The 22247-nt window shown below is 63.8% G+C and carries 14 protein-coding genes; 2 read left to right on the top strand and 12 right to left on the bottom strand.

The window, feature by feature from the left end; translation table 11 throughout:
- Nucleotides 1-29: 29 nt before the first annotated feature.
- On the top strand, nucleotides 30-290 hold the full coding sequence (locus tag RPE78_RS14370; protein ID WP_330647203.1) for a hypothetical protein: 261 nt from the start codon (nucleotides 30-32) through the stop codon (nucleotides 288-290).
- 408 nt (nucleotides 291-698) lie between these two features.
- Here RPE78_RS14370 and RPE78_RS14375 read toward each other — a convergent pair whose 3' ends face one another.
- The 5 genes from RPE78_RS14375 to RPE78_RS14395 all read right to left on the bottom strand — a co-directional run bounded on the left by RPE78_RS14375 (nucleotide 699) and on the right by RPE78_RS14395 (nucleotide 4986).
- Nucleotides 699-1871, bottom strand: a complete 1173-nt coding sequence (locus RPE78_RS14375; protein WP_330647204.1) for an iron-containing alcohol dehydrogenase — start codon at nucleotides 1869-1871, stop codon at nucleotides 699-701.
- Nucleotides 1872-2048: 177 nt separating this feature from the next.
- A complete protein-coding gene (locus tag RPE78_RS14380; RefSeq protein ID WP_330647205.1) occupies nucleotides 2049-3467 on the bottom strand; it encodes a hypothetical protein in 1419 nt (472 codons plus the stop codon).
- Nucleotides 3464-3883, bottom strand: a complete 420-nt coding sequence (locus RPE78_RS14385) for a biopolymer transporter ExbD (protein WP_330647206.1) — start codon at nucleotides 3881-3883, stop codon at nucleotides 3464-3466. Before RPE78_RS14385 ends, RPE78_RS14380 begins: the two co-directional genes overlap by 4 nt.
- On the bottom strand, nucleotides 3883-4350 hold the full coding sequence (locus tag RPE78_RS14390; RefSeq protein ID WP_330647207.1) for a biopolymer transporter ExbD: 468 nt from the start codon (nucleotides 4348-4350) through the stop codon (nucleotides 3883-3885). The genes RPE78_RS14385 and RPE78_RS14390 overlap by 1 nt, the downstream gene beginning before the upstream one ends.
- A gap of 6 nt (nucleotides 4351-4356) precedes the next feature.
- Nucleotides 4357-4986 (bottom strand): MotA/TolQ/ExbB proton channel family protein, encoded by a 630-nt coding sequence (locus RPE78_RS14395; RefSeq protein WP_330647208.1) that lies wholly within the window; start codon nucleotides 4984-4986, stop codon nucleotides 4357-4359.
- A 602-nt stretch (nucleotides 4987-5588) separates the two neighbouring features.
- On the opposite strand from RPE78_RS14395, the gene RPE78_RS14400 reads away from it, so the two are divergent.
- A complete protein-coding gene (locus RPE78_RS14400) occupies nucleotides 5589-11318 on the top strand; it encodes a DUF3320 domain-containing protein (protein ID WP_330647209.1) in 5730 nt (1909 codons plus the stop codon).
- Nucleotides 11319-11543: 225 nt separating this feature from the next.
- On the opposite strand, the gene RPE78_RS14405 is transcribed toward RPE78_RS14400, so the two are convergent.
- Genes RPE78_RS14405 through tssK form a run of 7 tightly spaced genes read right to left on the bottom strand, consistent with a single transcriptional unit; the run spans nucleotide 11544 to nucleotide 22232 of the window.
- Complete coding sequence (locus RPE78_RS14405) at nucleotides 11544-12074, bottom strand: hypothetical protein (RefSeq protein WP_330647210.1); 531 nt, start codon at nucleotides 12072-12074, stop codon at nucleotides 11544-11546.
- 46 nt (nucleotides 12075-12120) lie between these two features.
- Nucleotides 12121-14118 carry a serine/threonine-protein kinase gene (locus RPE78_RS14410; RefSeq protein ID WP_330647211.1) on the bottom strand — a complete coding sequence of 666 codons (1998 nt, stop codon included), beginning with the start codon at nucleotides 14116-14118 and terminating at the stop codon, nucleotides 12121-12123.
- Nucleotides 14115-14885, bottom strand: a complete 771-nt coding sequence (locus RPE78_RS14415; RefSeq protein WP_330647212.1) for a protein phosphatase 2C domain-containing protein — start codon at nucleotides 14883-14885, stop codon at nucleotides 14115-14117. The genes RPE78_RS14410 and RPE78_RS14415 overlap by 4 nt, the downstream gene beginning before the upstream one ends.
- 18 nt (nucleotides 14886-14903) lie before the next feature.
- On the bottom strand, nucleotides 14904-15578 hold the full coding sequence (tagF, locus tag RPE78_RS14420; RefSeq protein WP_330647213.1) for a type VI secretion system-associated protein TagF: 675 nt from the start codon (nucleotides 15576-15578) through the stop codon (nucleotides 14904-14906).
- A gap of 3 nt (nucleotides 15579-15581) precedes the next feature.
- Nucleotides 15582-19235 carry a type VI secretion system membrane subunit TssM gene (tssM, locus tag RPE78_RS14425; RefSeq protein ID WP_330647214.1) on the bottom strand — a complete coding sequence of 1218 codons (3654 nt, stop codon included), beginning with the start codon at nucleotides 19233-19235 and terminating at the stop codon, nucleotides 15582-15584.
- A gap of 1 nt (nucleotide 19236) precedes the next feature.
- A complete protein-coding gene (gene icmH, locus RPE78_RS14430) occupies nucleotides 19237-20901 on the bottom strand; it encodes a type IVB secretion system protein IcmH/DotU (RefSeq protein WP_330647215.1) in 1665 nt (554 codons plus the stop codon).
- Complete coding sequence (gene tssK, locus RPE78_RS14435) at nucleotides 20901-22232, bottom strand: type VI secretion system baseplate subunit TssK (protein WP_330647216.1); 1332 nt, start codon at nucleotides 22230-22232, stop codon at nucleotides 20901-20903. The genes icmH and tssK overlap by 1 nt, the downstream gene beginning before the upstream one ends.
- Nucleotides 22233-22247: the final 15 nt, after the last annotated feature.

The raw sequence follows: 22247 nt of genomic DNA on the forward strand, positions 1-22247 counted from the left end.
GAGCATATAATAAAAAAAAGGAAATCCGAATGGGATTGAAACTGACTGAACTGAACAACCATCGCGCCAGCGGCGAACTCGATGGACAACCTTTCGAACTGATCGTCGAAAACGGTCAATACTATGTGCGTATCACATCGGAAGACGCAGCCACCGGCACGGACTGGACGCTTGCAGATACCTTTGTGGCCCCCGCATCCGCCCGTAAGGGCGTGGCAGATCGCGTCCGCTCCTATGCCTATGCAGCGACCGCGAAATACCGCCAGTTCCAGCGCTTCGGCACGATCTGAAGCTCTGGCTGAGCCTCTGGTTTTTTCCAGACAGGATTGACCAGCCCCAGCAGAGCGGCCTTGTCTGGCACCGCCACGCTCGGGCTTTGGTCCGCCATTCCCCCGCGCCAATCCCCGTGCCAAGACCGCCACGGCTTGGCGCTGCGGCCCGCGGGACAGACGGCCTGCGCCCGATACCCCGTTTCCTCCGCATTTCCTCCGGCCCTACCCGAGATCGCCACCGCCCCGCACGTGGTCCGGTTCCATCCGGTCGGGAAAGCTCTTGCCGCCAGCCGCATTCGGGGCTGGTTTTTGCACATCCGGTTCCTGTCGTCTCAATGCGGCAGACCGGGAGATGAAACCATCTCCCGGCCCGTCGGAGGTACCACTTAAAGGAAACATCCCGGGCGGAGGACCCGGAACATACACTCAGTATGCAGCTTCGAGGATGGCAATCACCTCCTGCAACGAGGCCTTGCGCGGATTGGTCAGCATGCAGGCATCCTTCTGGGCATTCTGCGCCATCAGCTCGAAATCTTCCCGCTTCACGCCCAGCTCTTCCAGTCCGGACGGAATCCCGACCGACACGGTCAGATCACGGATGGCCTCAAGGCCGGCCCGCGCGGCAGTCATATCATCCATGCCTTCGGTATTGACCCCGAGCAGTTGCGCGATCTGCGCATAGCGTTTCGGAGCCGCGATCAGGTTGAAGGCGCAGACATGCGGCAGAAGCACCGCGTTACACACGCCGTGAGGCAGGTTGTAAACGCCCCCCAACTGGTGTGCGATGGCGTGAACATAGCCCAGCGAGGCGTTATTGAAGGCCATACCCGCAAGGAACTGCGCGTAGGTCATCGCGTCACGGGCCTCGATATTCTGGCCATTGGCCACCGCCGGACGCAGATATTCGGAAATCAGCTTGATCGCCTTTTCCGCGCAGGCATCGGTGATGGGGTTGGCTTCCGTCGAGACGAAGGCCTCGATCGAGTGGGTCAGCGCGTCCACACCCGTGGCCGCCGTCAACGCGGCAGGCTTGCCTTCCATCAGGCGCGGATCGTCAATCGCGATCAGCGGCGTGCAGCGCCAGTCGACAATCGCCATTTTCACATGCGTATCGGAATTGGTGATGATGCAGAAGCGGGTCATCTCGGCGGCGGTGCCCGCCGTGGTGTTGACCGAGATCAGCGGCGTCATCGTCACCGTGCTCTTGTCGATCCCCTCGTAATCGCGGATATGGCCACCGCCCGCAGTCACCAGCCCGACGCCTTTGGCGCAGTCATGGGCCGAGCCGCCCCCGAGCGAGACGATAAAATCACATGCCCCGCCCTGATAGGCCTTGACCCCGTCATGCACATTGAGATCGGTCGGGTTGGGTTCGGCCCCGTCAAAAACCACGGTCTCGATACCGACCTCGCCCAGTTGCCGGACGATCTGGTCGGCAATACCAGCGGCGACGATCCCCTTATCGGTCACTAAAAGCGCCTTCTTATAGCCAAAGGCCTTCGCGCGCGGGCCAACCTCGGCCGAAACACCCGGGCCGATCAGACTGACATTCGGAATGAAAAAGCTATAGGTGCGATCCGCAAGCTGCTTGAAAGACATAAATTTCTCCTCCCAGAGATTTTGTAAGGCGGCATGGGTCCTCCCCGCCTCAGGGGTTATTTATGTTATAACGTAACTAATTTAAGCAACCCGATTTCCGGCATTTCAAAGCCCGAAAACCATATTCCCACCTGAAAACTGTCTCAGTTCCGAGACAGGGCGCGCGCAAGCACCCGCCTAGCGAAGGTCGAAACTGGTGATGGCCAAAGCGGTGCCCGGGGTCATGGCGGCCTCGGCAAGCGGCATCACATCCTTGGCCAGATGGCCCAACTTGGCGCGCAAGGCCGCCAGAGGTTCATCGCTGGCCAGTGCCAGCACCAGATAGGAAGTGTCGCGCGCCGGACCGACCCGTGTCACCGGCACCGCGAAATCGGCGCGATTCTCGCCAAAAAGACTGAAGCGCTGCAGATCCTGCACAACACCATTGGTGTCCACCAGCATCAGCACGACATACCGGCCCGAAGTGCCGCGCACCCCGCCCCGCAACCAGCCACCGCTTGCCGTCGTACTGGCCTCAAGCGAGACCCCAAGACGTGTCGCGGGGTAGTTCGGGCTATGGGCTACGAAATCCAGCGCCGCGCATTGACGCGGGTCGACAAGACGCCGCGTCTGCACAAGCGGGGCATCCTCGGTGCCGAACCCTTTGGACAGGGCGGCGCCATATTGCTCCATGAGGGTTTCCGAGGCGCCCAGCATTTCCAGCCCGAGCCCGCCCTGCAAGGTCCGCCGCGGCAGGGCCACCACGCAGTCGGGCTGCGGGGTCTCGCGGATTTTGCGGATCAGGTCGCCCGCAGCCAGGTCGATGGCCCGCGCGGCAACCGCCCCTGTCCCGTCAGGCCCGACCGTTTCGGCGGCATTCCCTGCGCCGCTGGGCTCTTGTGCCACATCCGGATCGGACGAGGGTTCGGGATCTTCCGCCTGCGACAACGCCGGATCTGCAGCCCCGTCCTGCGGCACGGGCAATGCAACTTCCGGCTCTGGCGCAGCAGGCGCCACAGCCGCCCCGCCCGCCCCCACGGCTTCGCCTTCGGCTGGCAACAAAGGCGACGTCCGCGAGGCAGGTTCCGCCAAAGCAACCGGCGGATCTTCGGGGGTCTGCTGTGTCTCTGGCGGCACTTTGACGGCATCCGATCCCGTTTCAGAACCCGTTTCCGGCCCAATATCCGACCCTGTATCCGGCACATTCTCGGGCCCTGCCTCAGGAGACGGCGTGTCCTCGGGCGGCTCCGGCATCGCGGTCAGCGCGGTCTCGGGCAAAGGCGGCGATACGGCGGCGGGGTCGGTCGCAGGCGTGGGGGCGACCTCGGGCATGGCGCCCTTCTCGGGGTCGGGCAGGCGCGTGCCCGCACCGGCATTGCCATTGGCGATCCCGTTGGAAAGGGACATCCCCGCCAGAGTATCGGTATCCAGCCGCTGCAAACTGATCGTGAAGGCGGGCTCGGGCGTATCGGTCGCAGGCGCGGGCGCATAGGTCAGCGCCCACCAAAGCCCGCCCAAAGCCATGCCATGCAGGCCCAAAGCCGCCACACCGGCCCAAGCCCAATCGCGATAGACCCAGCCCCTGTTTCCGCCGGAGGAATAAGGCAGATAGCTCATGGCTGCGGCCCCGCCTCCGGTTGACTATGGACCGTCACCAGCACGATATCATGGCCGCTCAGCCCCGGTAGTGCCAGCAGCGAGGTCAGCTCGAAAGCGGGCGCGGTCTTGTCGATCAGCACATACACATCCCCGACAGGCGCAAGCGCGTTGCCAAGCGCGTCGGGCGTCACCGGCGCATCATCCAGATACAGCCCGCCATCGGGACGTTTTTCCAGCAGCGGTTTCGGCAGTTGCGTCACCGCCAGATCGGTGGTCTGCGACAGGCTGACGCTGCTGGGCGCCGCGCGGTTGAACAGCGCCCCAGTGGCCAGAAAGAACATGATAAGCAGCAGCACCACATTGACGATTGCCAAAGCCATATCGGGCTTTTCGCGCGCGGGGGCAGGCGGCAGAAGCGGGGATTTGCGCGCCATCAGCGACCACCTTCCGCATCAATGGCCAGCCGCACATTCTGCAGCCCCTGCGCGTGCAACCGCGCCATAACAGTCACCACATCCTGCACATGCGCCTCGGCGCGCGCCACCAGAACGACATCCGGCACCGGTTCTTGCTGCGCCAGCGCCTGTGCGAGAGCGTCGATCTGGGCGAAGGGGAAATGCTGGCCATTGGTCTCGACATCGCCCGCGCCGATACGCCAGAGCTGCTGGTCCTGATCACGACCTCGCGCCGGTTGCGCCCCCCCCTGCCCCGTGCCGGATGCGGTCATCGTCTGGCCACCCGCCCCCGAGGCACCGCTGAGCCCCAGCAGCGAATAGGGGGTCAAGCCCGAAGACAGCATGAAGAAGATCAGAAGCTGGAACATCGTATCCGCCAGAGGCGTCAGCGCCACGCGACGCGTGCGGCGCGGCGGAGGCGGCAGAAGGGGACGGGCCGCACACATCGGGCCTTATCCCTTATGCGCCGGATCAACCCGCCCGTAGATCGCCGCGGAGATCAGCGCCTCGGCCATGATCCGTTCCTGATCGATGCGGCTTTCGAACCATGTGGTGATGAAACTTGCCACCAGCGCCAGAGCCAGCCCCGCCGCCGTGGTCGTCAGCGCCGTCCAGATCCCTCCGGCAAGGCTGGCCGGATCGGCCATCCCCTGCGTGGCCGACAGCGTGGCGAAGGCGTCGATCATGCCCAGCACCGTGCCCAGAAGCCCCAGCATCGGGGCCGATTGCACACAGATATCAAGGAAGCGCATGTACCGCCCCATCCGCGCCAGTTCGACAAGCGCGGTCTGGCGCCCAAGCTCTTCGGCAAATCCGGTATCGCCCGGGCGGGCCTGAAGCCCCGAGATCACTCCGGCCAGAATACGCCCCAGCACGGTCTTCTGGGTGCGCGCGGCGGTAACCGCCTCGTTGACGCGCCCCGCAAGCCACAGATCCAGCGCGGCCTCTGCCTTATGCCCCCCGCCGACGCCCATCTTGCGGAATTGCGCCAGTTTGCGAAGGGCCACCGTCAGCATGGCCAGAGACAACAGTCCCAAAGCCGCAAAAACAGCGAGTGAAAGCGGAGAAAGAAGCTGTGACATGGAAACCTTGTCAAAATCAAATCGAAATAGGTATGGCAGGGATCTGGCACAAAGGCCCGAACGTCTCTGTGCCGACCTATCATAAGCTATAGTAACATGGCCAGCCCGATCCGCCGCAGAGCGCCGATCGGCTTCCTGTCTCTGCCGCTTGCTCTTCGCACATCATGTCTGGCACTTGCGCAAAAGCCGCCCATAGGTAGCCGTCCTGTCTGTCGCGAGGCGCGGATCATGGCGGCCTTGGGCTTAGACTCGCGCCACGGTCCAATCAGCGGGAGAGTGCATGGCGGCAAACTCCGGATCAGCCAGACCCAGCTTGGGCAGCAAAAGCTGATAGGTTCTGGCCTCCCCTATAAAACCAGGCACGCGGCATCAGGCGTCCAGAACACAACCGAAACACGAACCGCACGGATGCCACCATGCGGAGGATCCGCCGCGACGATTGACAGTTTCTATCCTATATGTCTGACTGGCTTATGATTTTAAGAACCAGGTAGCGCAAAATGTCATTTGATACGGCTGAGGAACACACGCGCGGCCAAGTCGCGTTGGAGATTGACGTCGCCCAAAAAGTGAATTTCGCATCCTCCCAGAATGGCGTTTCCGTGCTGAAGAACGTTGCGCTGCAGAACCTGACAGATGTGCCGCTGGAGAAGCTGACCCTCGAGCTGTCCTGCAGCCCCGGATTGATCCGCCCGAAAATCTGGACGGTGGACCGGTTGATGCCCGGCCAAAATCAGCAGTTGCCTGACCTTGAAACGCCGCTTGATACGCAGCTCCTTGGGGGGCTCAACGAGGCGGAACGGGGCGAGTTGCGATTTGTCGTCAAACAGGATGGGGCGGCGCTGCTCGACGAATGCCATCCGATCGAGATGCTTGCACGTGACGAATGGGGCGGTGTTGGCGACATGGCGCATCTGCTGGCAGCTTTCGTCTCTCCGAATGATGCGGTCGTCGCAGCTGTCCTGAAAGACGCCGGGCGGCTGCTGGAAAGTGCTGGGCAGAGCGGCGCGATGAATGGCTATCAATCCGGCGACCCGTCCCGATCATGGATGCTGGCAGGGGCGATCTGGTCGGCGGTCACGGGTATGGGGCTGACGTACGCGGTACCGCCTGCAAGTTTCGAACTGAACGGCCAGAAGATCCGCGATCCCGGACGGATCAAATCCGAGGGTCTGGCGACCTGCCTCGACACGGCCCTCCTACTGGCGGGCTGTTTCGAGGCAGCGGGCCTCAATCCGGTTATTCTTTTCTCCGAAGGCCACGCCTGGACCGGTGTCTGGCTGACCGGACGCGACTTCGGGAGCATCAGCGAGCCTGATGTGATGACAGTCCGCAAAGCCATCGAGGCGCGTGAATTCGTGGTCATGGAAACCACCTTGCTGACGCATCGGCCCAGCGTGGGATTCGAGCAGGCGGTTGATACGGCGCGAGATCTTGTGTCGGAACGTAATGAACATAACTTTGTCATGGCAATCGACATCCGGCGGGCGCGGGCCGCGCGCATCCGCCCGCTTGCCAGCCATCGCTCCGCACCGGAGGCCGAAGCCGAGGCGGTCGTTGCAAGTCCGGCGGCTTTGCCACGACCGCTTGATCTGGGGCTTCTGCCGGGCGAACTGATCGAGGAGGCCGCCTCGACCCCTGCGGACCGGATCTCGCGCTGGCAACGCAAGCTGCTGGATCTGTCCTTGCGCAACCGGTTGTTGAACTTCAAAGACAGCAAGCAGACGCTTCCCTTGCTCTGTCCCGATGTCTCGGCGCTCGAGGATCAGCTGGCAGAGGGCAGGAAGTTCCGCGCGCTTGCGCTCAAGGACGAAGATCCGGTCGGCACGCGTGACCTTCTGGCAAAAGACGAGCCCAAGCTCCTTGAAGAAGTGGCGAAGGACGCGTTTGCCAAGGGCCAGATTGCGGTACCACTGACGGGCAGGGAAAGCGAGCGTCGGCTGCTGGAGCTGCACCGGCGTGCCAAGAGCGACATGCAGGAGGGCGGCACGAACACGCTGTTCCTTGCGGCAGGCTTCTTGCGCTGGAAAAAAACCGAAGGGGACACCCGCAGCTATCGGGCGCCGCTCCTTCTGGTGCCGGTGAAAATCTCGCGTAAGTCTGCCCAGTCGGAATTCGTGATCGAAGATCACGAAGATGACGTGCGCTTCAACACCACGCTGCTGGAGTTTCTCAAGCGGGACTTCGACCTTAAGGTGCCCGAACTGGAGGGCGAACTGCCGCGCGACGAGAGTGGTTTCGACCTGCCGCGTATCTTCGAGATCATGCGCCGCAAGGTGCGCGATGTTGCGGGGTTCGAAGTGGTCGAGGATCTGGCGCTCTCGACCTTCTCTTTCGCCAAGTTCCTGATGTGGAAGGATCTGGTCGAGCGCACGGATGGCCTGCGTGAAAGCGCCTTGGTGAGGCACCTCGTCGACAACCCGACAGAACCGTTTCTGGCCGAAGGGGCGCCCGGGTTACCGGTTGCGGTTGATGTGGACCGCAGGCTTGCGCCGCGTGACCTTTTCACGCCGCTCCCAGCGGATTCCTCGCAGCTTGCAGCAGTTCTGGCCGCGCAGGAGGGGCATGATTTTGTCCTGATCGGTCCGCCGGGAACGGGCAAGAGCCAGACGATTGCCAATATCATTTCTCAATGCCTTGCCATGCAGAAGACCGTTCTCTTCGTGGCGGAGAAATCGGCCGCGCTGGATGTGGTGCAGCGGCGTCTCGCTTCGCACGGACTGGGCGATGCGGTGCTGGAGTTGCATTCCAACAAGGCCGACCGGAAATCGGTATTGGCGCAACTGGGCCGCAGCTGGGCGCGGGCGAGCAGTGCTTCTGAGGCCGAGTGGATCAGGGTGACAGATGACCTGACGGTCACCCGCGAACAGCTGAACGCCTATGTCGCGGCCTTGCATGCAAAGGGCACGCAAGGCTTCAGCGTGTTTCAGGCCATCGGAAAAGCCGCTGGTCCGGCACAACCGTTCAGCCTGTCTTTCGCCAATAAAGACGCGCATGATGCACAGAGCTACATGCATTTGCGAAAGCTGGCCGAGGCGCTCGGCCGCTGCCATGACATCATTGCAGGCCGTGCGCCGCTGCCGCTGATCGAGGCGGCGGAATGGTCCTTCGGCTGGCAGGCCGACCTTCTGGAACGCGGCGCGAAACTGAGCCTCGCGACCCAAGAGCTGTCCGAGGCGGCAGAGGCGCTTGCGCATCAAGCGGGGCTGGCGTGGACAGGTGCGGGCGATACGTCAGAGCTTCAACCGCTTGTGCTTCTGTCGTCGATCCCCGAAAGCGGTGAGGATGTCAGCTGGTCGCTCAAGCGCGATGTCCGCGAGCTACAGGCTCAGACAGAGGCGCTTACGGAAAACCTTACCGCCTACAGGGACGCCGCCGCGCGGACGTCCGGGCGATATCCGATGGATCGGCTGGACAGTATCCCGCTGGATCAGCTTGATGCCAACTGGCGGCTCGCGCAGACCAAGATGTGGCCGTTCTCGGCCTTTGCCAAATCTTCGGTTCGCAAGCTATTGCAGACCTATGCCGAGGGGGGCAGTGCCGATCCGCAGACCGATATCGTCGCTTTGGCCGATGCCAAACGTATCAGAGCCGGTATTGAAGCCACGCCACTCAACGGGTGTCCTGTGGTCAAAGGCGTGCAAACGGATACCGCACAGCTGAGCGCATGGGTCGATCAGGCGCGCGCGTTACACGCGGCTATTGCCCAAGTCACGCCGATGGTCACCGATCCCGTTCGGTGGGATCTGGCCTGCCAGAGCCTTGCGAGGGAAAGCGGCGGCCTGAGAGACGCGATCACGTTCTTCCGGCACAGGCAGGGTGTGTGGAAGGAACATGCCGATGCCTTCGCGCAGATCGCGCAGGTATCGCCCGACGGTATGGCGCTATCCGATGTGCTGACAGCTTTGCAGGTCATTCAGGACAACAAGGCGCATCTACAGGACTGGACCCGTTGGGTCGAAATACGGGCGCAGGCCACGGGCGCGGGGCTTGAGGCGCTGGTTCTGGCTGTGGAAGAGGGGCAGATCGCGGACGATATCGAAGCTGCCTTCACCTCTGCCTATGCGGCGTGGTGGTTGCCTCAGGCCATGGATGCCCAGCCCGAGCTGCGCGGATTCTCCCACTGGTCGCATGAGGATGCGATCAAGCGCTTCAGGGAGCTGGATGATCGGGCGACCTCCATGGCGGCGGATCAGGTTCTCTCCCGCATCCAGCACGGGTTGCCCGCGCAAGACGCCGTCGCGCGCCGCTCGGAACTGGGCACATTGCGCCATCAGCTGGGGCTGCAACGGCCCAGCATGCCGATCCGGGAGCTGATCTCGGAAATGCCCGATGCCTTTACCAAGCTGGCGCCTTGCGTGCTGATGTCGCCGCTTTCCGTGGCGCAATATCTGCCTGCGGGACAGGCCGCCTTCGATGTGGTGATTTTCGATGAAGCCTCCCAGATCACCACTTGGGACGCGATCGGTGCGATCGCACGGGGCAAGCAGGCGATCATTGTCGGAGACCCGAAACAGTTGCCGCCTACGAATTTCTTCGGACGCAGCGATGCCGGAGAGGAGGATCTGCCGGAAACAGAGCGCGATCTGGCCTCCATTCTGGACGAGGTTGCCGCAGCAGGGATTCCGACGCAGCAGCTTGACTGGCACTATCGCAGCCGGGACGAGGCGCTGATCGCCTTTTCCAACTGGCATTATTATGGCGGTCGACTGGTGACATTTCCCTCTCCGGCGACGGTGTCGGACGCGGTGCAACTGCATCAGGTGGATGGTGTCTACGGGCGGGGCATGGGACGGACCAACGAGTCAGAGGCCCGCGCGATTGTCCGCATGACGGTGCGCCGTCTCAACGAATGGCTGCGCTGGCCGGAAGAAGAGCGGCTGACGCTCGGGGTCATCACCTTCAATGCCGAACAACAGGGTCTGATCCTCGATCTTCTCGACGAGGAACGCCGCAAGAACCCCGATCTGGAATGGTTCTTCGAGGATGCGCGCGAAGAGCCGGTTATCGTGAAGAACCTCGAGAACATCCAAGGCGACGAGCGTGATGTCATGCTGTTCTCCATCACCTTCGGCCCCGATCATGCGGGCAAGCTCTCGATGGCTTTCGGGGCGCTCAACAGTGACGGCGGCGAAAAGCGTCTGAACGTTGCCGTCACGCGGGCCAGAGCCGAGCTGCATGTTTTCGCCTCGATCCGCGCGGACCAGATCGACCTGACCCGGACCAAAGCCATTGGCGTGAAACATCTCAAAGGCTTCCTCGATTTTGCGGCCCGCGGTCCGGTGGCACTTCCGGCGCAGGATGATGGCTCGCTTGGTCCGGTCGAGAATGTCTTCGAGGCCGCGATCAAGCTGGCGATCGAGGCCAAGGGATGGGAGTTGCGTCCGCAGATCGGCGTCTCGGGCTTCCGGATTGACCTTGGCGTTGTGCATCCCGATCACGCGGGCGTCTACCTTGCAGGGATCGAATGCGATGGCGCGACCTATCACGGCTCGGCCACAGCGCGGGACCGTGACAAGGTGCGGCAGGCGGTGCTGGAGAACCTTGGCTGGACGATCTTCCGGATCTGGTCGACCGACTGGTTCCGCAACCCTGCCACTGTGGTCGAGCGTATTCATGCCGCACTGAGCGCGCATCTCGAGGCGGATCGGGCCAGACGTGCGGAAGACGAGGCCGAACGTGAGGCCAAGTTTTTGGAAACGCTGGAGGAAGAAGACACGGACGTTGATGCGGACGAGAGTAACAAAATCGTCTCCGCCGAAATGCCGGTGCCGCAAGAGGTCAGGACATCCCCCGCACCCGCCCGTCAGCCGCCGAAATTTGCCAGCGGCGCGCAGGCAGGTATCGTGGAGCCCAATGATGCGACCGAGATCATTCCCGATCCAAGCAGGTTCTATGATGCCGATTACATTCCCATTCTCGAAAAGATGATCGCGGAGATCGTCGGGCAAGAGGGACCTATGCCAGTGGCCTTACTCGGCAAGCGTGTGTCGGGGCGACATGGCTGGCAACGGACAGGACGGCGGATCTCCGAGCAAGTGTCCGCAGCTCTTGGCCATGTCGAAATATATCGCGAGGGAGACGTTGATTTCCTTTGGGTCTCCGGCACGAAGACCGACAGGCTGGCGTTCCGCGCGGGCACGGATCGCGCGATCCGGGACATTTCCCGGGCCGAAATCGCCGAACTTTACGAGCGCCACGCAACCGAGTTGAGCCAAAGCGAAGATCCGGTGCTCGATCTCGCCCGTCATGCGGGAATCGCGAGACTTTCGGCGGATGCGCGTTCGTATCTTCTGACATGCCTGGAATGGCAAAGGGCCACAAGGCTTTAAGGCCGCAGACCATCGGGGAGGGTCCAGAACTTTGTGTATCGGCCCCGATCCGTGCGGTTTGGATGCAAGGGCGTCGAAGCGCCCGCCACAGGATGGCTAAAGGATTGCGCGGGTCTGTGGTGAACAGCAGTCCCGACATGCTGCAGCTTGGTGCAAATCGGTCGTAGAGTGGAAGGCATCGCGGCTTCAGGCACAGCCAAACCGGCCGGTGGAAACCGTCGATCGCTAGCGATAAACGCCGATAAAATAGCCCGGCTCGGCATCCGCCTGGGCGGCGACCGGTTTGCGCATCTGTGCTGCCTCACGGGGCGGGGCGGCATATGCGTAGGGCACAACCGTTGAAAGAGGCGCCCCTGCCGTGACGGGATAGGCTTCGGGCGCACGCGCTGGCACAGGTGCCGCGCGCAGGGCAACAGACCCTGTCGCCGGTGAAGGGGTCGCAACGGGGCGGTTTTGCGGCAAGCGGACGGGCGCATCAGCGGCGGGGGCAGGCATGGCATCGACAGATGGCAGCGCCGCCTGTTGTGGGAGCGGCACGCGCGGCAGGGTGCCTGCTGCGGGCCGTACGGCTCCGGCGCTTTGCCCCTCATACCGGCCAAGTTCGTAACGGGTGCTGCGCCTGACTTCGGGCAGGGCCGACGGCGCGGCAAGGCTTGGCGTGGCCGGTGCCTGCGTGCCATGCCAGACGGCCAGACCGACACCGCCTGCAACCGTGCCGCCAATCAGAAATGCCGAAACCACAATAAGTTTAATCATCTGTCGAGCGTAACCCAGAATACGAAAAGCCGATAGGCAAAAATCATTACTCGGCCGCCTCATCAGGAGCAGGATGCAGATGGATCGGTGTCACCCGCACCGAGACCTGTTGCCCCGTCTGCCTGATCTCGGCCAGCAGTCCCGGCATGATCTTGGCGGCCTCTGCGCCATCCTGCAGCGTCGCCAGACCCACAAGCGCCTGCGTGCTGGCGATGCTCAGCACAAGCTGCGTCTGTGCCTGCCCTGCCGCGCCGGTCGAAAGGGCAAAGGCCAGATCCTTGCCCGTCAACCGCCCGCCAAGATTGTAGATCTGCCCCTCGGGCGTCACCAGCCCGACCCATGTCTGGGCCTGCGGATCCGCCTCGAGCGTGGCCCGCAGGGTTTCCCCGGAGGCGATATCGTCATTGGCCACGGTCAGCGCCAGATCAGGGCCCGGACGGGCCTGCATCTCGCGGGCGAAATCCAGCACAGGGCATTGTGCATCGGTAATACGGGCATCAAACCGCCCCGGTGCCGCACCGAATGTCTTCGCATAATCGGACACCAGATCCGGTGCCGGCAGAGTGGTGCCCGCATCGGCCGTCGACAGCACCGACAGCACCCCCGTGCGCGGGCCTGCGGTGAGACGATGGGCATAAAAACAGGCCGGAGCCGACGGATAGCTGGCCAGAAACGCATCGCGCGTGCCTGCCTCGCGCGGGGCCAACCCGTTAGCGGCCTCGGCCACAGCCCCCGTCCCTGAGGCCTCCATCTGGCCCTGAGGCCGCAACCAGCCGCTTTGCCAGCCCGCAAAGCCCAGCACAGCGGCAAAAACCACCCCCATCAACAGCACAAGCCGCCGCGGCAGCGGGTCGCGTTTGCGCTTCGGAGCAGACGCCTTGTCCATGCCCGACCGCTCGGGCACAGGGGCCTCGGGCGGGAGCGGCCCCTGCAAGCCGGGCGGCAGGCTCAGACCGGCCACGGGGCGCGGCTGGGCGGGGGCACGCAAAGCCTCGATCTTGGCCAGAAGCGCCTCCATCGAGGCCGGACGGTCCGCCGGATCGGGGGCCAGCATCTGCCGCAGCAAAGGTTGCAACCGCAATGGCACCGCACTGATATCGGGCACCTCGGCACGCCGCTCGATCGCTTCTTCAATCGTGGCGCCCATCTGCAGCGGCTTGCCCTGCAAGGCCGCAATGACCAGCAGGGCCAGCCCGTAGATATCGGCGCGCGGTCCCGCATCGCCGCCGTAAAGGCCAAGCTGTTCCGGAGCCACATATTTCAGCTTGCCCGCAAACTGGTTATCAAGCTGGCGGTCGCTCTGGATAGCCGAGCGCGCGATCCCGAAATCGATCAGCCGCGCCTGCGCGATATCACCGCCCGGCAGCATCACGTTATCGGGCGAAAGATCGCGGTGGATCACTCCCAGCGCATGGGCGGACCCCAAGCCCCCCGCAAGCCGTTCCATCAGAGTCAGCGCCGCTTCCGAGCCAAGCGTGCCACGGCTGACCACGTAATCCGACAGCGCGATCCCGTCGATATATTCCATGACAAGGAAATACCGGTCGAGTTGCGGGTCCTGCACGTAATTGTAATAGCGCACGATGGCCGGATGGGTCAGCTGGCGCAGCGTGCGGGCCTCGCGGCGAAACAGCATGGCGGTCTGCTCGTGCTCGGCCAGAACCGACAGCACCAGCTTGATGGCCACCGGATCCCCCGTCCCGATTTCCACCCCGCGATAGACCGAGCCCATGCCTCCGGCCTTCAACTCGGCGGTGACGCGGTAATTGTTGTTGATCAGCGTCCCGATCTTGAGATCGGCCTGCCCTGCGGATGGCTTGGCCGAAGGGGCGCCCGCTGCCGCCCCCGTATCGAAGCGTGTCGCCTCCTCCGTCGCGGGCGCAAAGGCGAATTGCGTGCGCTCGTCATCGCCTTGCGGCACAGGCGCCTGCACGACCGGAGGCTGCGGAACGGAGGCCTGCGCAGCAGACGGCAGGCCCGCCAGACGGGTCGCTTCCTCATCGCCCTGTGGCGGATCGGTCGGCATATGCGGAGGGCGGGTCATACGGGTTGGGTCGTCTCGTCAAACATGGTCGGGCTGCAGCTTATCACAACCACCGTCACATTATCGCGTGCCCCGCGCGCCAGAGTCTCGCGGATCAGCTGGTTGCAGGCCGCCTGCGGCGGATAATCGCGCACGATGGCGGCAATCTCGCGATCGGCCATATGCTCCATCAACCCGTCCGAGCACAGCACGAACAGATCCCCCGCCCTGAGCTTGCCCGAAACAATGTCGCATTGCGGCTCGGCGGTGACACCGATCGCGCGGGTAATGACATTCTTGCGCGGGTAGCTACGCGCGTCTTCGGGGCGCAACTGTCCGCCGTCCAGCATGGCCTGCAACTCGGTATGGTCGCGGCTTTGCTGCACCAGATGCCCCTCGCGCATCAGATAGGCGCGGCTGTCTCCGGACCAGACGACAAACCAGTCCTCGCCCTGCACGAGGAGCGAAACCACCGTCGAGCCGATGGTCTGCCCGCCCAGTTTGACCGCATGGCTGCGGATCGCCTGATTTGCCCGCACCAGCCGTTCCATATACCGCGCCTGCAGATCCTGCTCCGAGGCCGCCACCCCGACCGAGCCGAGTTCCTGCACGATCATGCCACTGGCATAATCCCCCGCCGCATGGCCGCCCATACCATCGGCCACCGTCCACAGACCGAATTCGGGACGGCAGATCAGACTGTCCTCGTTGATCGACCGGCGGCAGCCCACATCGGTGGCGGCGCCCGTTTCGAAACAGAACACACCATTGCTGAAAAAACCGTCCATCCCCACCGTCTCCTGCCCTTACGCCGCCTCCGGCATGCCCCCCAAGAGCCAACCCATCACCCGCGCATCGGGCATCTGCGGTCCGGCAATCCACTGGGCCGCGCGGCCCGCCTCCCCCTTCGTCCAGAAATGGACCCGCGTCAACATGGCGCGCTCGCGCTCGACCGTCGCAGCCGAGCGCAGCAGCGCCGCAAGGTCGCCCTCGGGGTGATGCGCCCAGACCTGCGGCCCCTGACTGGCTTTCGCAGCCTCGTCGGGCAAGGCCAGATCAAGCCCGTGCAACAGTGCCGCAGCCCCCTGTCCCGGTTGCGCCTTGTCGAGATGCGCCGAGAACCTGTCCCACAGGCTCTGGTCCGAGGCGGGGTCGGTCGGGGCGGGCAGATCCGCCCCCTGCGTCAGCAGCAGCAGCGGGAACCGCCGCCCCACCTTGTCATGGGACGGCCGCAGAACCCCCGCCAGCGTCTGACCGAAATGGCCGCGCCCGACCCAGAACCGCAGCTCTTGCGCACGGTCCCAAAAGGCAGGCCAGTCATTGCCCATCTCGTCACGCAGCCCCCCCAAAGAGGCATCAAGCCACTGGTTGAGCGCCTCGACAATCGAGGCCCCCAGCCCTGCCTGCAGGAAATCGCCATAGCCCGGATGCTTGCCCAGAAGACCTATCGGCGCGGTGTTCAGAACGGATGCCTCCTGCATGGCTTACTCCACCGAGACGGGACAGGTGAATTCGGACAGTTCCGGCATAAGGAACGGCACCGTGGTGCTGTCGAATTCGAAGCGATAGGTGATCGAGCGCCCGCCCACCTGCTCTGCGACATTGGCGACATTGCCATTGATCTTGACCACGCCATTGCGCAGGAACGACACGATATCCCACCGCCCGTCATTGAAATTCAGCGCGGAATTGCCCCCCTCGCTTTGCGGATAGAGGCTGAGATTGACCCCCGAGGATTGCCCCGGCCACACCATCTCGGCGGCTGTCGAATTGGGCTGGGTGCGCAGTTGCTTGCCATTCATCGTCAGCACTGCAAGCTGCACCGAAGGGCTGGAGCTGACATGGGTGATCGACATCGACACTTCCGGCTCGGACGAACCGGAGGCAAAAAACGCCATCCGGATCGCTTCGGCCTGCGAGAAAGAGCGCAGGAGTGCGGGCGACAGACGCTGCCCCAGCGCATTGTCGGGCGCGGGTTCCAGACCGTTTTCACCACGGCTGACATAGGGTTGCAGATAGGTGGTGAAATAGCGGTCCATCCGCCCTCCGGGACCGAAGAACTGCCCGAAAATCGCAGGCGACACATGGCGGCCATTTTGCGCGAAGGGGAAATAGGGCGCGATGAATTCGCGGCAGAAGGCCCCCACATCATCATTCAGCGCACGATTGAGCTGGCTGACTGTCGCATCCTGCGCCACCGAGGAGAATTCGCGCTCGACCCCGTTGAGCATGGTTGCCAGCGGCTTGGGCAGGGCCGAATTATTCATCGTCAGCGTCGCAAGCTGCTGGCGCAGCATGGTTTCATCGGCCGGGGTCGGTGCCAGTGACGCATTGCGCCGGTTCTCGCGCAGCGCCTGCAGGTTCGACAGAACCACGTCAATCGCGCGCCCGCCCTGTTCGCCGTCCAGCAGACGGTGCCAGATCGCGAAATCGCCGCTGATACGTTCGACCTGCGCGCGCTGGCTGTCATCGGTGGCCGAGGCCCCGCCCGCGCTTTGCGCGCGGGTCTGGCTCTTGCCGGTCGAGCTGGCGCGCAGCTGGTCCATCACCACGCGCTGGAAGACCCCCGACCCCGCATAGATCTGGTTGAAGGCCGTATCGCCCAGAGCCGCCCCCAGATCGCCCCCGCCTGCGGCCATCTGAGCCGCCTGTTCGGGGCTGAGGGTATCGAGCTTGTCGTAAAGGCGGCTCAAACGGGTCTGGCGGTCCACCTCTTCGACAAGGCGCAACAGCGGCGAGTTGACCGACGACCCCGCCACGGCCAGTTTATCATAGCGCGGCGGGTCCGCCGACATCCGCTGCAGGGCCAGACGTGACAGCACGTTGTTCCATGCCGCATCGAATTGCTGGCGATACATGCGATGCAGATCGCGCGACAGCGACCCCAACTGACGCTGGTAATCCACACGGTCGGCGGCATCGCCCAGCACCCAGCGATCTTCTTCCAGACGCGCGCGCGCATTCGTCAGCTCGTCAAGGAAGAAGCCCCAATAGCCCTCGAACGTATACAGACCGGGCACCACAAGCTGATGCAGGTCGGTCCCGTCATTGGTGGTCAGCACCTGATCGACCTGCCCGCCAATGGCATCGGCCAGCCCGAAGGCCGTCTGACCCGAACTGATGGCCCGATCCTTGATCGAGGCATAGGCCTGCTCGGCCAGCGGCAGGTTGACAATGGCATCGCGGGCCTTGGTCACGATGGCATTATCGATACCGATCAGGTCGGTACGGTCACCATCGAGTTGCAGCATGGCTTGCAGATGGCCCATAAGCTGGTCATGGATACGGGTCTCGCCGGGGGCGGAATATCGCGCGCTCCACAGATCGTCGAAATAGCTCTCGACCGCTGCCATATCGGACGATTTCGCAGGCCCCTGCCCGCCCAGCAACAGATAGACCTTCAGCGCCCGATAGACGCCGGCGGTATTGCCGTCGGCAATCAGTTGCGGAATGGTGTTTTCAAGATAGAGCACCAGACGCGGGCGCAGCATCCGCTCCAGCCCGTCGGAATAGGCGCGATTGGCCGCCTGATGCAGCTCGCTCCAGCGCGACAGGCCCATATTCTCGATCAGCGGCGGGGCGGTCTTGTCGGCATAGCCCGCGCGCATATCGCGCAGACGCTGCAATTCCGGCAGAACGGGTGCCGGATCATCGTCCGAGATCACCGTCTTCGACAGTTCCTCGCGGGCGGTATCGGCATAATCGCTGGCATCCACCTGCGCCGCGCGCAGCTGGTCGGCGCTTTTCCAGAACGCATAGCCAAAGCCTGCCATTCCCAGGAGCGTCACCACCGAAATCAGCGCCAGCCCGCCGGTATGCAGGATCTGGCGGCGGCGCACGGCCTTGCGGTCAAAGCCCACCCAGTCGCGCTCGGCAAAGATCACCTTGCGCAGAAGGTCATGCAGGAAATAGCTCTTGCCCTTGCCCGACATGAAAGCGGGACGGAAGCCCTCGGACTGGCTGTCACGCGCCATCGCCCCCAGCACCTGATCGACGGGCGTACCCTCCTGTGTGCCGGAGGTGAAATAAAAGCCGCGCAGGATCGCCGCCGATTTGTAGCGCGTCGGTTCAAAGACCAGCCGCAGGAATTCGGCCATCTTGTCGCGCAGCATCTCCATCTGCCCCGGCAGGCCGAAAATCGCGATCCGCGAGGCGGGATCGGGCTCTTCGGTCATGCGGTCCACGACCTCGTCGCTCAGCCGCGTCAGCAGCGCGTCAAAGGCGGCGGGCACCTCTTCATGGGTGGCGGCCTTGCGGTCGCGGGTCTGGAAGGTATGCCCCCAGACCAGCTTGCGCCGCGACTGCGAGAAGGACCCGAAATATTCGCGGAACCCCGAGATCAGGTCGGCCTTGGTGAAAATCGCATAGACCGGCACATCGATGCGCAGGGTCTCGTGCAGTTCGGCCAGACGGGCACGTACGGTCTCGGCATGGGCCTGAAGACTATCCTCGGTGGCGTTCATCACGTCTTCCACCGAAAACGCCAGCATCACGCCATTGACCGGCTGGTCGGGGCGGCCCTTTTTCAGCAGGTCCAGAAACGCCTTCCATGAAGCCTGATCGGCCTGACGGTCGCTGTCTTGCGTGGTGTAGCGGCCAGCGGTGTCGATCAGCACGGCATCCTCGGCAAACCACCAGTCGCAGTTGCGGGTGCCACCAAAGCCGCGCGCATGATCGGCCAGACCGTCCTGCCCCGGAAACTCGATGCCCGAATTGGCCAGAGCGGTCGTCTTGCCCGCGCCGGGCGGACCGATGATGACATACCACGGCAGATCATAGAGATAGTTGCGCCCGCCCGATTTGCGCAGCTTGGCCATCGCCTCCTGCATGCGCTCGTTCAGCACCTTGCTGTCGCTGGCGGGGGCCGAGAACAGGCTGTCTTCCAACGCCTGCGCCTTCTTGCGCCGCTTGCGCCAGCGCAGGAACCAGACAAGCCCCACCACCGCATATAGCAGGGCGATCACCCCGCCGCGAAGCCAGGGCGAGGCCAGAAGATCAAGGCCGGTCATCACAAAGCCGAACCAGATCGCCAGCCCCGCGCCCACCAGCGCCAGCGCGATCATCACACGGCGCACCCATTTATGCCGGAAGCCGGACGCCGTCGCGCGGGCTGCCTTTTTCAGAAGAGAAAATGCCATCTCAGTCCTCCCGCGGGATCATGATCTCGACCCGGCGGTTACGGGCGCGGCCTTCAGCCGTCTTGTTATCGGCCACCGGATCGGTCGCCCCTTTACCTTCGGCGCTGATACGGGCGGGGTCTTTGACCAGCCCCTCGAGCACACCGGCAACGGTCTGCGCCCGCGCCTCGGACAAGGCCTGATTGGTCTTGAAACGCCCGCGGCCCGACATCGGCACCGAATCCGTATGGCCCACCACGCGGATCGGCCCGTTTTCCTTATCCAGCGTCTGCGCAATCGCGCCCAGAAGCGGCATCACCGATTGCGTATCGGCCAAGGTCTCGCGCCCTGTGGCAAAGCGCAGTGCATCGCCCACGCGCACCAGAACCCAATCTGTGCTCTGCGTCACCTCGACCCGCCCCGCATCGATTTCGGATTGCAGCGCATCGCTGATCCGCTGCATCTGGGTCGAGCTGGCCTGATAGGGGGTCACCACGGGCTCTGTCCGTTCGATCGTGACATCGGGGATCCCGCGATGCAGCGCCAGAACCTGATCGCGCACCGTGGCAGACTGGCGGGTCAAAAGCGTGGAAAGCGTCGCAAACAGCGCCACCAGCATCGCACCTGCAATCAGCCCCACCACCCAGACGGGCGTCGCGCCGCGCTGGCGGCGGCCATGCATCGGCACGCCCTCCCAAGCGGGCGAGACATCATCATCGGGGCGCGGGCTGACACGGCGCAGGGTCTCGTAGATAGCGGAGCGGATACGCGCCAGCTCGACCGAGCCATTGGGCAGCGTCCGGTACTGGCCTTCGAAGCCAAGCTGAAGACAGCTCAGCATCAGCTCCAGCAGATTGAAGCTCTGCCCCGGCACCTTCATCGCCTCGTCGACCTTCTGGAAGAAGCCGACACCCGAGGACCGCTCGCCAAAGAAGCGCGCCACCATCGAATATTGCAGCCACATGCCACGGTCGGCACCGGGAAGGTTCTGCACGATATCATCGGCCGTGGCCGAAAGCGCATATTTCGCATCGCGCACCTGCGGCGCGGGCAGGCCACGCGCCAGGGCCCGCGTCTCGAAATCATCGATCGCGCGGGCGACATGGTCCAGCAGCGGGCCGGACTGCATCTCGACCAGCCCCGTGCGCAGACGGCCCAGCAGGATCAGAAGCCCCGTGGCCTCGGCCAGAAGCGGGTTCGAGGCCGCCCCCTCTCCGCTTTGCCGTGCCGAAGCGCGCAGTGCATCGGCCAGCGCGATGCGCGGGGCCACGCGCGCGGCCTGCGCCTGTGGCTGGTTGAGATCGGGAAACATCCCCGCGCCTTCGGGCCGCGCACCGGTATCGGGCTGGTAAAGCGGCTGGCCATAGGGAGTGGCCGCAGGCTGCTGGGGCGGCAGATAGGGGTTGGGATCGGGCGGGTTCTGCCCGGGATAGCCGCCTTGGGGCACGTGCTGCGGTGGTTGTGGCGGCACCGGATGCCCCCAGCCCTGCGGGGGCTGAGGCGCAGGATAGGGCGGCTGTTGGGGGGACGCGGCAGGATAACCCTGCTGCGGCTTCAGCGCCCCGCCAAGCCATGTGTCATCCTCGCGGGCGGGCGGCTGGGGCGCCGCCGGTCGTCCTGCATCCTTGCGCGGCGGGAAAGAGGGCAGCGGCTGCCCGAAGACGGTCTTATCGTCATCATCCGACATTAGGCGCTCTCCGGTACGGCCCAGAGTTCCAGCTTCAGATCCGGCCAGTTACCGGCAAAATGCATCCCGATCGCGGGCGCGGTCGAGAACTCGCGCCAGAGCTGGGTGGATTTGTCCAACAGGAAATAGACATTGGTGGACACAACGCGGATCTGCCGCGGCGGATTGGGCAGATGCACCAACCCGATACCGGGGAGGTTGTTGTTGATGATGGTCTTCATCTGGGTCGAGGGCCCGACCTTGCACAGCTGCGGGAACTGGCTTTGCACCTGCGTCAGCGGCAGCCCCGAAGAGACCTCCAGCACGAAGGTCGCCTGCGCGAAAAGCGAGCGGTCATTGACAAGGGCTGCGAAGGAATTGGCGCGCACCTCCTGTAGCGGCAGGCGCACCGCACGGCCCACATCGCGCGCCAGAAGACGCTGGATATCCGAGACCACGGGCTGAAAGCTTTCATTGGGCAGATCATGTTTATAGCCGCCGTAATCGCGCGCATGGCGGTCGCCCTGATCAAAGGTCGTCAGCTCGCCGGCCAGCGCGATCAGCCGTTCATACAGCCGCTCGGGATGGACATTGGCCATGGATTTCAGATGCCGCAGCACCGGAAGCTCGCGGTTGAGCACCATCAGCATCAGATAGTCGCTGGCCTGCATCCCCCCGCCCGAGGTCGGGTCGGAGGCATAGCGGGCCAGCGTCTCCAGCTTGGCCTCGATCCAGCCGATCACACGGCTGAGATAGCCATCATAGGCCGGATGCGCGGGCAGGCGCAGCGCCGAGGGCGGCACGCGGTCATCCAGCGTCACGATGCCGTCGCGCAGCTCCAGCACGCGGCCCAGACGGATGTTCTGATAGCCCGGACGCGGGGTCTTGCGGATGGCGATCTCGAGGCGCGGATGGGCCACTTCGATCACCTGTTCGGACCGGCTAGCGGACTGGTTATCGACCACGGTATCGCTGTCGAGCACATAGCGCGTGCTGGCATCCTTGGCCTGAGGCGCGATGTCCTGACCATTGATCGCCGCATCGGGCAATGTCAGCCAGATATCCAGCCCCGCGCCATCCTCGGGCACCTCGACCGCCAGCGGCAGGGGCGAGACCCCCGGCGCATCGAACGGCGTGCCATCCGGCATGATGCCGGAAACCTCGGTCAGCCCGATCTGGCCAAGCTGGGCCTTGTCACGATCCAGCCGCAGGGTCGCAATCCCCCAAGGATAGGGGCTGAGCACCCCCACACGCGCGCGCGTCAGATACTCGTGATAGCGATCTGCCTGCTGCAGGTGGTGCGGCTGCAGAAACAGCCCCTCTTTCCATGCGACCTTACTGAAAAGTGACATCGTCCCGAAAGCTTT

The organism is Thioclava litoralis, assembly GCF_045278885.1.
In the GTDB taxonomy this organism is placed as follows: Bacteria; Pseudomonadota; Alphaproteobacteria; order Rhodobacterales; family Rhodobacteraceae; genus Thioclava; species Thioclava litoralis.

What these genes read in the sequence shown, in the direction of transcription:
- RPE78_RS14395 (WP_330647208.1), bottom strand. Translation starts at nt 4,986, where the DNA reads ATGTCACAGCTTCTTTCTCCGCTTTCACTCGCTGTTTTTGCGGCTTTG.
- RPE78_RS14370 (WP_330647203.1), top strand. Translation starts at nt 30, where the DNA reads ATGGGATTGAAACTGACTGAACTGAACAACCATCGCGCCAGCGGCGAA.
- RPE78_RS14410 (WP_330647211.1), bottom strand. Translation starts at nt 14,118, where the DNA reads ATGACCCGCCCTCCGCATATGCCGACCGATCCGCCACAGGGCGATGAG.
- tssK (WP_330647216.1), bottom strand. Translation starts at nt 22,232, where the DNA reads ATGTCACTTTTCAGTAAGGTCGCATGGAAAGAGGGGCTGTTTCTGCAG.
- RPE78_RS14390 (WP_330647207.1), bottom strand. Translation starts at nt 4,350, where the DNA reads ATGTGTGCGGCCCGTCCCCTTCTGCCGCCTCCGCCGCGCCGCACGCGT.
- tagF (WP_330647213.1), bottom strand. Translation starts at nt 15,578, where the DNA reads ATGCAGGAGGCATCCGTTCTGAACACCGCGCCGATAGGTCTTCTGGGC.
- RPE78_RS14385 (WP_330647206.1), bottom strand. Translation starts at nt 3,883, where the DNA reads ATGGCGCGCAAATCCCCGCTTCTGCCGCCTGCCCCCGCGCGCGAAAAG.
- RPE78_RS14375 (WP_330647204.1), bottom strand. Translation starts at nt 1,871, where the DNA reads ATGTCTTTCAAGCAGCTTGCGGATCGCACCTATAGCTTTTTCATTCCG.
- icmH (WP_330647215.1), bottom strand. Translation starts at nt 20,901, where the DNA reads ATGTCGGATGATGACGATAAGACCGTCTTCGGGCAGCCGCTGCCCTCT.
- tssM (WP_330647214.1), bottom strand. Translation starts at nt 19,235, where the DNA reads ATGGCATTTTCTCTTCTGAAAAAGGCAGCCCGCGCGACGGCGTCCGGC.
- RPE78_RS14405 (WP_330647210.1), bottom strand. Translation starts at nt 12,074, where the DNA reads ATGATTAAACTTATTGTGGTTTCGGCATTTCTGATTGGCGGCACGGTT.
- RPE78_RS14415 (WP_330647212.1), bottom strand. Translation starts at nt 14,885, where the DNA reads ATGGACGGTTTTTTCAGCAATGGTGTGTTCTGTTTCGAAACGGGCGCC.
- RPE78_RS14380 (WP_330647205.1), bottom strand. Translation starts at nt 3,467, where the DNA reads ATGAGCTATCTGCCTTATTCCTCCGGCGGAAACAGGGGCTGGGTCTAT.